This window comes from Streptomyces sp. NBC_00370 (genome assembly GCF_036084755.1).
GTDB lineage: Bacteria > Actinomycetota > Actinomycetes > Streptomycetales > Streptomycetaceae > Streptomyces.
Genome location: NZ_CP107968.1, coordinates 8486330 through 8500211 on the forward strand (window position 1 = coordinate 8486330; position 13882 = coordinate 8500211).

The 13882-nt window shown below is 67.8% G+C and carries 14 protein-coding genes and 2 pseudogenes; 9 read left to right on the forward strand and 7 right to left on the reverse strand.

Going from position 1 to position 13882, the window contains the following annotated elements; all coding sequences use genetic code 11:
* Nucleotide 1: 1 nt before the first annotated feature.
* A complete protein-coding gene (locus tag OHS57_RS37170; protein ID WP_328584900.1) occupies nucleotides 2–991 on the forward strand; it encodes an FAD binding domain-containing protein in 990 nt (329 codons plus the stop codon).
* Complete coding sequence (locus OHS57_RS37175) at nucleotides 988–3198, forward strand: xanthine dehydrogenase family protein molybdopterin-binding subunit (protein ID WP_328584901.1); 2211 nt, start codon at nucleotides 988–990, stop codon at nucleotides 3196–3198. Before OHS57_RS37170 ends, OHS57_RS37175 begins: the two co-directional genes overlap by 4 nt.
* A gap of 164 nt (nucleotides 3199–3362) precedes the next feature.
* On the opposite strand, the gene OHS57_RS37180 is transcribed toward OHS57_RS37175, so the two are convergent.
* The 3 genes from OHS57_RS37180 to OHS57_RS37190 all read right to left on the reverse strand — a co-directional run bounded on the left by OHS57_RS37180 (nucleotide 3363) and on the right by OHS57_RS37190 (nucleotide 6612).
* Entirely contained in the window at nucleotides 3363–4037 is a 675-nt protein-coding gene (locus tag OHS57_RS37180) for an FG-GAP repeat domain-containing protein (RefSeq protein WP_328584902.1), read from the reverse strand.
* Nucleotides 4038–4581: 544 nt separating this feature from the next.
* On the reverse strand, nucleotides 4582–5766 hold the full coding sequence (locus OHS57_RS37185; RefSeq protein ID WP_328584903.1) for a serine hydrolase domain-containing protein: 1185 nt from the start codon (nucleotides 5764–5766) through the stop codon (nucleotides 4582–4584).
* Nucleotides 5767–5892: 126 nt separating this feature from the next.
* Nucleotides 5893–6612 carry an SDR family oxidoreductase gene (locus OHS57_RS37190; protein WP_328584904.1) on the reverse strand — a complete coding sequence of 240 codons (720 nt, stop codon included), beginning with the start codon at nucleotides 6610–6612 and terminating at the stop codon, nucleotides 5893–5895.
* Nucleotides 6613–6784: 172 nt separating this feature from the next.
* Here OHS57_RS37190 and OHS57_RS37195 point away from each other — a divergent pair, with 172 nt between their 5' ends.
* Nucleotides 6785–7390 (forward strand): TetR/AcrR family transcriptional regulator, encoded by a 606-nt coding sequence (locus OHS57_RS37195; RefSeq protein ID WP_328584905.1) that lies wholly within the window; start codon nucleotides 6785–6787, stop codon nucleotides 7388–7390.
* On the opposite strand, the pseudogene OHS57_RS37200 reads toward OHS57_RS37195, so the two are convergent.
* Nucleotides 7387–7584, reverse strand: a pseudogene (locus OHS57_RS37200) (helix-turn-helix domain-containing protein); the annotation flags it as partial. The gene OHS57_RS37195 and the pseudogene OHS57_RS37200 sit on opposite strands and share 4 nt — an antisense overlap.
* 46 nt (nucleotides 7585–7630) lie before the next feature.
* Between OHS57_RS37200 and OHS57_RS37205 the strand changes: the two are divergent.
* Both OHS57_RS37205 and OHS57_RS37210 read left to right on the forward strand, forming a co-directional pair.
* Nucleotides 7631–8444 (forward strand): annotated as a pseudogene (locus OHS57_RS37205) (IS5 family transposase).
* 40 nt (nucleotides 8445–8484) lie between these two features.
* Nucleotides 8485–8952 (forward strand): hypothetical protein, encoded by a 468-nt coding sequence (locus tag OHS57_RS37210; protein ID WP_328584906.1) that lies wholly within the window; start codon nucleotides 8485–8487, stop codon nucleotides 8950–8952.
* Between the two features lie 463 nt (nucleotides 8953–9415).
* Here the strand turns inward: OHS57_RS37210 and OHS57_RS37215 are convergent, their stop codons facing one another.
* Entirely contained in the window at nucleotides 9416–10078 is a 663-nt protein-coding gene (locus OHS57_RS37215; protein WP_328584907.1) for a type III effector protein, read from the reverse strand.
* A 127-nt stretch (nucleotides 10079–10205) separates the two neighbouring features.
* Between OHS57_RS37215 and OHS57_RS37220 the strand changes: the two genes are divergently transcribed.
* The 4 genes from OHS57_RS37220 (at nucleotide 10206) to OHS57_RS37235 (ending at nucleotide 12721) form a co-directional block, all read left to right on the forward strand.
* Complete coding sequence (locus OHS57_RS37220) at nucleotides 10206–10637, forward strand: Hsp20/alpha crystallin family protein (protein WP_328584908.1); 432 nt, start codon at nucleotides 10206–10208, stop codon at nucleotides 10635–10637.
* 174 nt (nucleotides 10638–10811) lie between these two features.
* The gene (locus OHS57_RS37225) at nucleotides 10812–11243 is read left to right on the forward strand and encodes a DUF2267 domain-containing protein (RefSeq protein WP_328584909.1); all 432 of its coding nucleotides are present in this window, start codon (nucleotides 10812–10814) and stop codon (nucleotides 11241–11243) included.
* A 153-nt stretch (nucleotides 11244–11396) separates the two neighbouring features.
* Complete coding sequence (locus tag OHS57_RS37230; protein ID WP_328584910.1) at nucleotides 11397–12281, forward strand: SigB/SigF/SigG family RNA polymerase sigma factor; 885 nt, start codon at nucleotides 11397–11399, stop codon at nucleotides 12279–12281.
* 161 nt (nucleotides 12282–12442) lie between these two features.
* Complete coding sequence (locus tag OHS57_RS37235; protein WP_328584911.1) at nucleotides 12443–12721, forward strand: hypothetical protein; 279 nt, start codon at nucleotides 12443–12445, stop codon at nucleotides 12719–12721.
* A 5-nt stretch (nucleotides 12722–12726) separates the two neighbouring features.
* Here the strand turns inward: OHS57_RS37235 and OHS57_RS37240 are convergent, their stop codons facing one another.
* Both OHS57_RS37240 and OHS57_RS37245 read right to left on the reverse strand, forming a co-directional pair.
* On the reverse strand, nucleotides 12727–12927 hold the full coding sequence (locus OHS57_RS37240) for a hypothetical protein (protein WP_328584912.1): 201 nt from the start codon (nucleotides 12925–12927) through the stop codon (nucleotides 12727–12729).
* 461 nt (nucleotides 12928–13388) lie between these two features.
* On the reverse strand, nucleotides 13389–13781 hold the full coding sequence (locus tag OHS57_RS37245; protein WP_328584913.1) for an ATP-binding protein: 393 nt from the start codon (nucleotides 13779–13781) through the stop codon (nucleotides 13389–13391).
* Nucleotides 13782–13882: the final 101 nt, after the last annotated feature.

Here is a 13882-nt window from a genome sequence, read left to right on the forward strand (position 1 = left end):
CATGCACCCCTTCGCGTATGTACGGGCTACGGACACGGATCAGGCCGTCGCCGAAGTGGCGGCCGACCCGGCCGCCTCGTTCCTCGCCGGCGGCACCACCCAGCTCGACCTGATGAAAGACGGCGTGCTCAGGCCCGACCGGCTCGTCGACATCAGCAGGCTGCCGCTGCGTGGCATCACCCCCGGTGAGACCACCCTGCGGGTGGGGGCACTCACGTCAATGGAGGAGCTGGCGGCCGATCCCGTCCTCAGCCGTCGGCTGCCCTTCGTCCGCGAGGCACTCCTCCAGGGCGCCTCGGTGCAACTGCGCAACCTGGCGACCGTCGGGGGCAACCTTCTTCAGCGCGCCCGGTGCCGCTACTTCAGGGACCCGGCGGTCGGTGCGTGCAACAAACGCGCCCCCGGGACCGGTTGCGCCGCCATCACCGGCATTCAACGTATGCACGCCGTGCTCGGCACCAGCGACCACTGCATCGCACTGCACGCCTCGGACCTGGCCGTACCGTTGACCGCGCTGGACGCGACCGTCCACGTGCAGGGGGCGAACGGACCGCGATCCGTCCAGCTGACACGGTTCTACCTGCCACCGGGAGACACTCCGCAACTGGAGAACGTGCTCGAACACGGGGAACTGATCACCGCAGTCGACATCCCCCTGCTCCCGGCGACCGCACGGTCCCACTACCTCAAGGTCCGCGACCGGGCCTCGTACGAGTTCGCCCTGACGTCGGCCGGCGTGGCCCTGGTGATCGACAACGGCAGGATCGAGCAGGCTCGCGTCGCTCTGGGCGGCGTGGGCACCATCCCGTGGCGGGCTCGGGATGCCGAGGAGATCCTGCGCGGGGCCCCGGCGGACACCGCCGCCTTCCGCGCGGCGGCGGACGCCGCCGTCACCGGTGCCAGGCCGCTGCCCGGCACCGCATTCAAAGTGGATCTCGCCCGACGCACCCTGGTGCGGGCCCTCGAAACCGCCGCAGGAGCACGCTCATGACCACCCTTGACGCAGGCGGGCCCGTCGGCGCCGGCATCGACCGTGTGGACGCCCGGCCGAAGGTGACGGGGAGCGCCCACTACCCCAACGACTACGCGTATCCCGGCATGGCACATGCCGCGGTGGTGCGCAGCACGATCGCAGCCGGCAGGATCCGCAGCGTCGACACCGCACACGCGCGGCAGGCGCCGGGAATCCTGGCAGTCATCACCCATCTCGAAGCACCGCGGCTCCAGCGCGGCCCCATGACGCTGCTCGGCCCCTCGCCGCCGGCCCCGCTGCAGGACGACCGCATCCTGCACCACGGCCAGCACGTCGCCGTCGTCGTGGCCGAGACCCCCGAACAGGCCAGGTACGCGGCCACGCTCGTCGACGTGGCGTACGAGGCGGCCGAAGCCCGCCTGAGCATCACGGACCCGGACGCGGAGATCGTGACCGATCCATGGGAGCTCGACCAGCGGCGCGGCGACGTGGAGGCAGGTCTCGCCGCGGCCGACGTCGTGGTCGAGGGGACATACACCACTCCCGACAACACCAACAACCCCCTCGGCCTGATGGCCACCCTCGCAGTGTGGAACGGCGACTCGCTCACCGTCCACGACTCCACGCAGTGGCCCCACAACGTCCGGACGACGCTCGCGACCGCCTTCGGCGTCCCGGAGAGCAACGTCCGGTGCCTCGCGCCCTACGTCGGCGGCGCCTTCGGAGCGGGCCTGCGCGTGTGGCCGCACGTGATCCTCACCGCGCTCGCCGCACGCGAGGTGCGGCGGCCGGTCAAACTGGTGCTCACCAGGCCCGAAATGTTCACCTCGGTGGGTCACCGCCCGGAGAGCCTGCAACACGTCAAGATCGCCGCCACCAGCTCCGGCGAGCTGTTGGCGATCCGCCATACGAGTACCTCGTCGGTGGCAATGGAGGACGACGACTTCGAGCCCGTCTCGCTCGGCTCCGCCGTCTCCTACGCCTGTCCCAACGTACTCACCGCCGACCGTCAGATCCGCCTGAACATTCCCTGCCCGGGATCGATGCGTGCCCCGGCGGAGGGGCAGGGCAACTTCGCCCTGGAGTCGGCCATCGACGAACTCGCCTACGCCCTCGGCATGGATCCGCTCGAAGTGAGGTTGCGCAACTACGCGGAGACCGATCCGCGCAGCGGCCTGCCCTGGTCGAGCAAGGCTCTCCGTGAGTGCTTCACCGAGGGTGCCCGGCGCTTCGGCTGGTCGCGCCGCACCCCGGAGCCGGGGTCGATGCGCGATGGACAGTGGCTGATCGGTTACGGCGTGGCCGGTTCCTCCTACCCTCACTACCAGGTCCCCTGCCAGGCGCGCGCGTCGGTCCGCCGGGACGGATCCGCTTACGTGCGCAGCGCGGCCACCGACATCGGGACGGGCACCTACACGGTCATGACCCAACTCGCGGCCAATCTGCTCGGGTTGGACACGGCCATGGTGCGATTCGACCTCGGCGACTCGGACATGCCTTACGCGCCGCAGGCCGGCGGCTCGGGGCTGACCGGCGCGCTCGGCAACGCCGTGCACGTCGCTTGCGAACGGCTGGTGCGGGATTTCCTCCAGATCGTGCATGACGATCCGGAGTCACCGCTGCGCGGCAGCACCCTCGCCGACGTCGTCGTCAGGGGCGGAGGTATCCACCGGGCCGAGGCCCCCGGGCGGGGCGAGTCCTACATCGACATCCTCGCGCGGCACGGCCTGGAGGAACTGAGCGCAGACGGGCGAAGCACCCCGCCTGCGGCCGACGGGCGGGAGATGGCCACGGCAGGCGCCTTCGGAGCGAAGTTCGTCGAGGTTCGGATCGACCCCGACCTGCGGCTGCTGCGGGTGGCCCGGGTGGTGCAGGTGATCGACGGCGGCCGCATCCTCAACGAGAAGACTGCGACCAGCCAGATCATCGGCGGCACGGTGGGCGGCATCGGCCAGGCCCTGCTCGAGAAGACGGAGACCGACCCGGGGACCGGCCGCATCGCCAACGCCACCTTCGGCGACTACCTGGTCGCTGTCAACGCCGACATCCCCGACATCGAAGTGGCCTTCGTCGGGGCACCCGATCCGGCAACCCCGGTAGGGACCAAGGGAATCGGAGAGGTCGGACTCGTCGGCACCGCCGGGGCCATTGCCAACGCGGTCCACCACGCGACAGGGCGCCGGCTGCGGTCCCTGCCCCTCACGATCGAGCAGTTGCTGGACTGAGCGTCCGCAGTTGAGCTTGATCCGAGGGACCCGGGCGGCGACGAGAACCGGAGTGTGGCCAACTAGTTCTGGCCTTGGTCCATTTGCTGGGTCCGGCATCGCGAGACCGGCCACCCATCCGCTGCTCCGCCTGGCCGTACCCGGCATGCGTCCGGCGCCTTGGTTCAGGGGCCGGTGGCCGTACTGATGGGTGGCGCCTGGCACTGGCCCATGTCGGCCCACCCGTCCTTCTGCTCAGCGAACTCCTCTGACCATCGGGGCAACGGCTCGTCCGGCACCACCAGATCATGACCGCGTCGCTGTCCCCGGTACGTCTCGAATACGCCGTCGCCCGTCGACTGGTGAACCAACAACCGTGCGGAGGCCCGGTCGGCGCCGGCGCTTTGCGGGGCGCCGCCCACCGCACGCAGACCGTCGATGTAGAAACCGTGACTCATCCGGATCGAACCACGGCTCCTGCCCCTGAGATCACGGCCCAGCGGCCCCCAGCGCACTTCGAGCATGCTCGCCGAGTCGACCGGAGAGTCGCTCGTGTCGGGTGCGCTGTACGTGACGGCCATGTCCACGCGGCCGTCGCCGTCGAAATCCCCGAACGCCGCCCGGAATCCCACCTCGGGCGGCGTGTGGGTTCTCTCGCGCCCCCTCGCCGTGGTGGCGACAGCCCAGACGGGGTGCTGGACCCGCTTGTCGCCAGGCCCCTCGAACGTCACGACCGTGCGCCCGTCCCGGTCCTGACTGTCGCTCACCTCGTCCACCACGCCGTCGCCATCCACGTCCGCATACAGCGTCCGCCCGTCCGACAAGGCGCAGATCGGCCGTAACCGGCCCGGGTTGCGCACGTGCGGATCCGTGCTGGGCCCCTTACCCGTCGGCCACACGTACCAGGCCACACACACCCCCACCGCCACGATCACGGCGATGGAACAGCCCACCAGCCATCTGCGACGCCGCGCCGCTCTGGCGTTGAGCGTGCCGACGGAGACAGTCCTACGGCCGGATATGTCATTACGACCCATCAGAGAACCCTAGACGCACCGCCGATACCCCCTCCCACGCGATGTCCCCCGAACTCCACAGCGCAGGCATCGTCATGTGATCAGCCCGATGACCCAAACGAAACGGCTAGGTCCCGCTTCCGTAGTGGATGCTCGCCTGCCTTGAACCCGTCCGGCACCCGCCGTGGCCGGGCTGGCCCCGTGGCGGCGGTGAGGCTCCGGTCGGGACCGGGCCGTGCCGTCGGTCCGACCGGCTGCCGCTCCCGATCGACTACGCGACCGCACGCATCGCCCGACCCGAGCCTGCCGAGGACCTCGACGCCACCTCGGGCTGAGTGTCTTCACACCGCACCACGCAGTGGACTGCGTCTCGACCGCGGCCGTGTGCTCAGGGGCGCGGGCTTTCGGTGAGGGCGCTCACCACCAGGTCCGAGAGCATGGCTGTGCGCTCCAGATGGTGGCTTTCCTCGAGTAGTCCGGTCGTCAGCAGTGTGTACGAGAGTTCATTCTCCGGATCGATCCAGAAGCCGGTCGAGCCGGCGCCCATGTGCCCGAAGGTTTCCGGGGAGTTGAGTACACCGAACGGCCCCGGGCTGATTCCTTCGCCCCGTACGCGGAAGCCGATGCCGATGTTGTCCGCGAAGCGGTCCCAGCCGCGGGCCTTGAGGATGGGGTCCCAGACCGTGTTGGGTTTGTCGCCGATCCAGTTGCGCGCGGCCAGCCGGATCGTGGCCGGCGACAGGAGTCGCACGCCGTCGAGCTCGCCGCCCCGGCGCAGCATCTCGGCGAAGCGATGCAGATCGCTGATCGTCGTAAGGCCGCCCGCGGAGGGGAACTCGGCGCCGGGCGCGAGGATGACGTTTTCTACGAGGGGCTCTACGAGGGCTGCGGGAAAGGCGTCGAAGGGGACGTGTTGCGCGCCGCGCACCGGACAGAGTCGCGGAGCGAGATCCTCGCGTATGCCGAGGCTCGTGTCGCTCATGCCGAGCGGCTGGAAGACCTCGTCGCGGAGCATTTGGGCATAGCTGCGGCCTCGTCCGTCGACCTTCAGGCACATGGCGGCGATGATCGAGTGCGCGACGAGCATCGAGTAGCTGACCCGCTCGCCGGGCAGACACTCGGCCGGCAGATTGCCGAGTAGCTCTACCAGCTTTTCGATGTTGCCGAGCACGTCCGGGCCCGCGTTCGGAACACCTGACATGATGCCGCCCGTATGGGTCATCAGGTGGAAGAGTGTGATGGTCTCTTTCCCGAACTTGCCGAACTCGGGGATGATTTCGGCGACCGGACTGTGCAGTCTCAGCAGCCCCCGCTCGACGAGGCCCAGGACGAGAACCGTGGTGAACGGCTTGCACGCGGACATGGTGACGAAAACCGAATCCGACGTCAGACGCCGCCCGGACACCTTCTCCGCGTACCCGTCCATGAAGTCGACAACTATCTGTCCGCGCCGGCTTACTCGCATCGCCGCGCCGTGGATGTAGCCGGAGTCGATCTGAGATGTGAGCACCTCGCTCACCCGAAGCAGACGCTCGGCGTCAAATCCCAGCTCGGCCACGTTCTCTACGGCCATTTCAGTCTCCCAGGGTCTTGTTTGCGATTCCGCCCGTTCTTGTCGGGGTCCGGTTCTTCGCGTTCCGCTGCGCAACCCCAACCGGACATATTGGGGCGGGAAGGGGACGACGGACGCCGTCATCATTTACATGGGGCGGGTATGAACACCGATGCCTCCGGAGACGATCAGATTGTCGCCCGTTATGTATCCGGCGTCGTCGGACGCAAGGAAGGCGACGGCTGCGGCAATGTCGGCAGGGGCTCCGACACGGCCGAGAGGAACACCCTCACTCCAAGAGGCGATCGCGTCCCGGGAGATGCCCATCCTGCTGTACGCGGGAGTGTCGATCAGGCCGGGGCTCACTGCGTTGACTCGGATGCGGCGGGGGGCGAGTTCGATGGCCAGGGAGCGTACGAGCGGCAGCAGAGCTCCCTTGGAAGCGGTCATGGCGGCGCCGAGTCCCTCGCCGGCGCCGACGGTGAAGACCACGGACGCGCCTTCGTTCAGCAGGGGGAGCGCTTTTTGCAGTGTGAAGAAGTTGCCCTTGACGTTGATGTTGAACAGGGCGTCGAAGGCGGCCTCGTCGGTGGACTCGATCGAGAGGCCGGGACGAGGCATGCCCGCGTTGAGGTAGAGCAGGCCGAGGGAGCCCAGACGCTCGCGCGCCGTGTCCATCGCGTGGTTGATGTCGGTCAGGGAGCTGATGTCGGCCTCGACGACGATGACATCCGCGGGAAGGCCGGCACTGGCGGTGTCCCCCAGGCCGGTGACCATGACCCGGTACCCCCGCGAGTGGAGCAGTTCTGCGGTGGCCCTGCCGATCCCGCTGGTTCCACCAGTGATGAGTGCTGTCTTTGCTGCCACGGTTGTTCTCCTTGCTGATTCCGGTGGGGAGGGGTCTCCAGCCGGCAGAGGAACTGAGAAAGGGAGCGCCGTCCAGCGCCCGCTCCACTCCTGTGGCAGCGTACGCCTGCTGGGCAGTCACTGTCAGCTTGCTAGCGTGCGCCAAGATGGCAGGTCGCGTTAAACTGATGGCATGACGCAGGGAACGCAGGGCAATGGGGAGACGACGCCCACGCTGTGGGATCGGACGCGGCAGCTGGCGGTCCAGGAGATTCTCCGAACCGCCTTGCGCCTGTTCACGCAGCAGGGATACGACGAGACCACCATCGCGCAGATCGCCCGCGAGGCGGGCGTCTCCCAGCGCACCCTCTTCCGGTACTTCGGCACCAAGGAAGACCTCGTCGGCGGCAGCCAAGAGCGCTTCGTCGCCCTCATGACGGAAGCTGTCCATAAGCAGCCCGCCGATGCCAGTGCCTGGACGGTGTTGCGGGCTGCGTTCGAGGCCGTGCTCTCCCTGCACACAACTCCCGAGGAGGCACTGGAGCGCTTCCGTCTGTTGCACCACACCGACTCGCTGCGCGCCGCGTATCTGGGGAAGCGGGCGCGCAGCCAGGAGGCGCTCATGCCCCTGCTCGAAGCCAGACTGGCGCCCGTCGGGACGGACAGGGGGCAAGCCCGCGCCATCGTCGCGACAGCGTTCGCGTGCTTCGATGCCGCTACCGTGACGTGGCTTGAGGGCAATGGACAGGGCACCATTCTCGCCCTGTACGACCAGGGCCTGAGTGGCGTACGCAGCTAGTGACGACGGCGTAGTTGCCGACTGCCGTCGGTGTGGGGGTGCTTGCGGACGGTTTCCGTCAGGAAGGTGACGAACTCCTCCTGGCCGCTGCCGACGAGGTCTTCCGTGGTGCCGAAGTACCGGAAGAGGGCGCGCTGGGAGACGCCGGCTTCGCGGGCGATCTGCCCGACGGTGGTCTCCTCGTACCCCCGACGCGTAAGACACCGTTTCTCTTGGCCTGGGGCGGTCGTTGGTCAGTGCATGGCAGACCTGGTCCAGCGGCTGGTGCCGGACGAGTTGTGGGAGCTGTTTCGCCGGGTTGTAACTCCTACGGAGGTCATACGTCCCCAGGGTGAGGGCCGACGACGGGCGGGCGATCGCGAGACGTTGGCGGCGATCATCTTCGTGGCCACATCGGGCTGAACCTGGCGACAACTCCCGCCGGTCTTCGGCCCGGCGTGGCCCACGGTCCACCGGCGCTTCGCACAGCGGAGCCGTGCCCGCGTCTGGGCCAGGCTGCACCGCGTAATCCTCGACGAACTCGGCGCGCTCGGTGAACTGGACTGGTCCAGATATGCAATCGACTCGGTAAGCGCCAGGGCCGCAAAGGGGGCTACTGACGGGACCGAATCCGACCGATCGCGGCAAGCCAGGATCGAAAATCCACCTGATCACCGACCGGAACGGACTGCCTCTGTCGCTGGGCGTCTCGGCGGCCAACCTGCACGACAGTCAGGGCCTGGTGCCGCCCGTACAAGGCATACCGCCGATCCAGTCCCACCGGGGGCCGCGTCGCAGGCGACCTGGGAAACTCCATGGCGACAAAGGCTACGACTACGACCATCTGCGCCGATGGCTCCGCAGCCGCGGCATACGCCACCGCATCGCCCGCAGAGGCATCGAATCCTCACAACGGCTCGGCCGCCACCGATGGGTGGTCGAGCGAACGGTGTCCTGGCTTGCGGGCTGCCGCCGTCTCCACCGCCCCTACGAGCGCAAACCCGAGCACTTCCTGGACTTCGTAGGCATCGCTGCCCTCCTCATCGGTCATCGGCGCCTCACACGGACCCGATAACTCACTGGTCAGAAGCGTTCCCCTCGGACAGGCTTCGCTCATGGACCAGCCCGCCACCATCGCCTGGAAGTACGAGGCGAACCTCATCTGCCAGGAAGACCTGCCCATGTTGGCGGCCCACCTACTGGCTGCCGGCCACGACTCCCCTTCATTGCGTGACCTGGCCGGCCGTTCCCGGCGTGAGCACCCAGCAGAGATCCGCCGGCTCTTCGGGCACACCATGGAGGAGCTCGGAATTCGCATCCCGGACTACGAGACCGCTGAACGCTGCCTCCTGCATCACATGGCGACACAACTGTCCGCCAGTGCCATATCACCGAAGGAGGCCGCAACTCGAGTCTGGCAGGGGATCGATGCGTTGACAGATCCTGAGCGAGAGTTCGTGGCAGTCGTGGGCCTGGAGTACCACCTCGACTTCATGTCCCCCGAAGAGGTTCGGGCCTGGGAGATCGCGGTACGCCTCTCCGCAAAGGCTCTAGCTGGAACAGCCTTCCCATACCCTCAGTGACCCAGCCAAGGCCACGCCCACCACTCATCGACAGTCAGCCCTCACTCGCACCGCAAGAAACGACGTCTGAGGGCGCCGCCAGGATGTTCACGAAGCCCGGACTCTCCCCACTCGCACGGTAGGCCAGGCCGTTCTCGCCGGCTTCGACCTCTGCGAGGCCCGCATGCGCAGCGGCTCGGCGCAGTAGAACGCTTCGCGCTGACGTTGCAGATTGGGCCCGGATTTGGCATGTGCCCGTGCCTCGTGCGGTGAGGTGGTCGAGCACCCCACGGGATGCGGGGGGAGCACACGCCGTGTTCCTCAACTCCGGCTCTCCCGCTCGGGTCTGCACCTAGTGCGTCGTTTCCGTCGCGGTCAGCTCGATCAGTCGCTCCCGGAACCGCGCTACCTCCGCCTTCTGCCTCGGAGTGGTCAGGGCTGTCGGGGAATTCCGGCCGGTGGTGGTGGCTGGCCGGGTTGTGGGTCAGTGGTCGTTGGGGTGGCGCAGGTGGTGGGTGTGGTCGGTGAGGGTGTCGACGTGGTCGGCGAGTTCGGGGTGGTCGGGCCGTAGGTGCGGGGCGGTGGCGGCCAGGGGGGCCAGGAGTTCGGCGGGGTTGTTGTCGGCGAGGGCCTGGTGCAGGTGGCGGATCGGGTCCCTCGCGGTGGTCGGTAGGTCGGTGAGGGCGGTGATTTGGCCGGCGAGGCGGCGCAGGTCGGCTGCGTTGTCGCGGGCCCAGGTGGTGACGTTGCGGTCTGCGGCCCGGCGGTCGCGGGTTGCCTGTACGCGCTGCTCGCCGGTGCTTCCGGCGGCTCCGGGGCGCTGTCGCAGGTAGCGGCGTTCGGCGGCTTGTCGGCTGGCGACGCCGAGGGGGTGGGCGAGGTCCGCCCAGCTCGCACCAGCGTGACGTGCCGTCTCGACCAGGCCTGTCTCCCATCCGGCGAGCTGTTCACGTACCTCGCGCAGCAGCAGCAGGGAATTCAGAGCGTCCTGGGGGTCTGCGACAGGGGTGTCAGGCCGCTCGGAGGTGTGGTTCTGGGCGGCCTCAACGGCTTTGCCGATCGCTTCCAGGGCGGCCGCGGCGGCGAGGAAGGAGACCGGGCTCTGCTTGTCCGTCCGGGGTGGGGTGGGCGGATTCGGTGCTGGCATTCGAACCTCCTCCGGTGTTGTCACCCTATCGACGACACCGTTCTTGTCATCCATTGGATGACATGCTACAACGGATTCCAGGTGAAGCGCATGGGCGGTACTGCCCGGACTTTGGAGGTGTTTCGCGATGCTGATGCGCACTGACCCCTTCCGCGAACTCGACCGGCTCACGCAGCAGTTGATGGGCCCCGGTACGTCTTCGCGGCCGGCCGCGATGCCGATGGACGCGTACCGTGACGGTGACGACTACGTCGTGGTCTTCGATCTTCCCGGTGTCACGCCGGACGCGATCGACATCGACGTGGAGCGGAACATGCTCACCGTCAGGGCTGAGCGCCGCCCGGCGGGCGGGGCCGACACCGTGCAGATGGAACTGGCCGAGCGGCCCCTGGGTGTGTTCTCCCGGCAGATCGTTCTTGCCGACACCCTGGACACGGAACGCATCGAGGCCAACTGTGAGGCGGGTGTTCTGACGCTGCGGATCCCGATTGCCGAGCGCGCCAAGCCCCGCAAGATCACCATCAGCGGGGCCAACGGTCGGCGGGAGATCTCCGGCTGAGCCGGGTCCTCCGACAGTGGGGGGCGGGACACGATCTCCGCATCCCGTCCCCCCACTGACACTGGCGAGCCTCGTCGATTCACCGACTGGCCTCTCCGGTCCTCCACGCGCCGGTGTCCGCAGCCTGTCCGACATCGGCGTCGAACTTCTGCTGTGAGAAAGGTGAGCTGAGAGATGTACCGCCCCGAGCCGACCCAGGACCCTGCGGCGATGTCGTACGAAGAGATGCTGGAGAAGATCCGGTACGAGGGCGCCTATCCCACCCGGGAACGCGCCGAGCACGCTGCGCGGGCTGTGCTTGCGGGCCTTGGCCGGCAACTGACCGGCCAGGAACGCTCCGCTCTCACAGCCTGCCTCCCCATCGAGGCGGCCCTGGTTTTTACCGCGCAGGTGCCTGCTGCGGAGCCGCTCACCGGCTGGGGCTTCGTCAAAGACCTTGCCACCCGCACCGGCACCACTCCCGCCGTCGCGCGGTGGGACGCCGGCTCGGTCTTCAGCGCGCTCGGGGCCCTCGCCGGCCCCGGCCTCCTTAGCCGTGTCCTCGGAAGGCTCCCCGCCGGCTACGCGCTGCTGTTCGGACGGGCAGAGCTGGTCCAGGCCGCCTGAGACTCCTGCCTGACACCCGGGGCCGAGCGGTGGCCCAGTCGGCGTCGCCGGTGCATGACAGCGCTGATTTTCCCTTGTCCTTCACGTGTACGGACGGGTCGGCCGGGAACCAGCCGCCTCGAAACGTCACCACCCTGAACTCGAAGAGGAACCATGTCCACGCGTATGTCGGGTCCGTCCGCGGTTCTGGTCGGGGAAGCGGCCGGAATATCCGAGGGTGATGCCCGGACCGGCGGCCTGTCGCAGATCGAGGACGCGCAGAAGATCGCACCGAAGGATGCCCGGGACCTGTCGAAGCTGTTCTTCGACCGGCTCCAGGCGCTGGAGGAAGGCACCCGCGAATACCAGGACGTCCGCAACACCCTGATCGAGATGAACCTGTCCCTGGTCAAGTTCGCGGCGAAGCGCTTCCGCAACCGGGCGGATCAGATGGAAGACATCGTGCAGGTCGGAACGATCGGGCTGATCAAGGCGATCGACCGGTTCGAACTCTCGCGCGAGGTGGAATTCACCACGTTCGCGATCCCCTACATCACCGGCGAGATCAAGCGGTTCTTCCGCGACACCACCTGGGCCGTCCACGTACCACGCCGACTGCAGGTGCTGCGCGTCGAACTCGCGCGTGCCAAAGACCAACTGGCAGTCATCCTGGACCGCGACCCCACGGTGCGCGAGCTCGCCGCGCACATGAGGCTGACCGAGAACGAGGTCATCGAGGGCCTGATCGCGTCCAACGGCTACAACAGCGACTCCCTCGACCTGCCCACCGACTCCAGTTCCGAGCCGCGAACCACATCGCTCGCCGACTTCGTGGGAGCCTGCGATCCCGCCATGGAACTCATCGAGGACTTCCACAGCCTCGCACCGCTTCTGACCACCCTCGACGAGCGCGAACGCCTCATCCTTGAGCTGCGCTTCGGCCAGGAACTGACCCAGGCCGAGATCGGCGAGCGGCTGGGCATCTCCCAGATGCACGTCTCACGGATTCTGTCGCGCACACTGACCCAACTCCGCGCCGGACTGCTCGTCGAAGAATGATCACTGCGTACTCACACCTGCAGCCGTGGCGGCCCCAACAGGACGTCACTTGGAGACGTCGGTTCCTGCGTCCTCCGCTGGACGCGGCCCCAAACCCGGTTCATCCGGAGAGAGTAGGGGATGTTTCCATGTGTCCCTAATGGTAGATATCGTCGGACGTCGTGACGATCGCTGACTCCCTGATCGGTGACTTCGATCCCGTCGAGTTTCTCCAGGAGTTATGTGCGCTCTGCGTCAACCTGCTTGGAGTCTCAGCCGCCGGCATCCTCCTGGCCGGTGAGAAAGGCATCCTCGACGCCATCGCAGCGTCCGACGACAACGCGCACCTGTTGGAACCTTTCGCCCTTCAGTACGACCAGGGCCCCTGCGTCGAGGCTTACCGCAGCGAAACCGCTTGCCTCAACATCGACTTGAGTAACCCCACGGCTACGGCGGCGTAGCCCGCCTACGCCGCCCGGGCCTGTCGAGCGGCTTTCAGACCTCCCACGTCTTCCCTCTTCGGCTGCGTAACCGTGCCGTGGGAGCGATGAATCTCCTCCACACCAGCCGGTATTGCCTGGGCGAGCGGGATGCGTCCCTCGCCCAGGCACTGGCCGATGTCGCCGCCGTCGTCCTCTTGCAGCAGCGCGGTCTTGACCGGGGACATCGCGAAAAGGTGCAGCGGGAGCAGGCGCTCACCAGCCGCGTCCTTATCGAGCAGGCCAAAGGCGTCCCCCCCCCGAGCGCTGGAACACCGACCCCGACGCCGCGTTCCACCTCATGCGCAGCTACGCCCGCGGCCACCAGCTCCGTATCTCGGACTGCGCCCGCCAGATCATGGACAAGAGCCTCGACACCGACCAGATCCCCCGCCCATAGAAGCAGTCCCGTCAGTGGATGAGCGCTCATCCGCCCTGGCTTGTCGCACGGCCGGGCTGGGACTCCGTCAGCCAGGCCGCCGACATCGGCCGGATGCGGAGGAGACGCCCAGATCGCTTCATCGACTGCGCTGGTCTCCCGGGAGGTCCCGCGAAGCTGAATCGAGGGGAAGCGAGGACCCGGCACCGGCGGGACATCCGGAGTACTCCGGCTCATCTCGGCCCGCGGGTGGCATGCGAAATGTTGGTGCTAGCGGGGGAGGAGGGCGCTTACCGTCTTGCCACCGGACGGCCGGCGGGTCACCGTGGTGGCGTGGGCGAGGTGGTTGACCATCGCCCAGCCGAAGCCTCCGGTCCCACCGTTCAGGTCGGGTGTGCGCATGCGCGGTTCCTGTGGGCCGGGGTCATCGACGGCCACCTCGACATAGTCGGGGTGGGCGGTCAGGCGCAGGGTGTAGGTACCGCCGCCGTGCCGCAGGGCGTTGGTGACGAGTTCGGAGACGACCAGGACGATGGTGTCGGCCGCCTCGGCGTCGAGGGCCCGCTGCCGGAGGGTTTCGAGGAAGGCCCGCGTGCGCTCGCGTGCGTCGGAGACGGCGGTCGCGGAGCGAACGGCTGCGGTGTCGACGCACATCGTCTCCATCAAACTCACCCTGTTCTCTGGCTCGTCCACGGCCGGTCTTGCCTACCCGCCCGTTCTGCCCGCCCAGCGACCCTTCAACCCGACGAGGCTCAATTACCTCG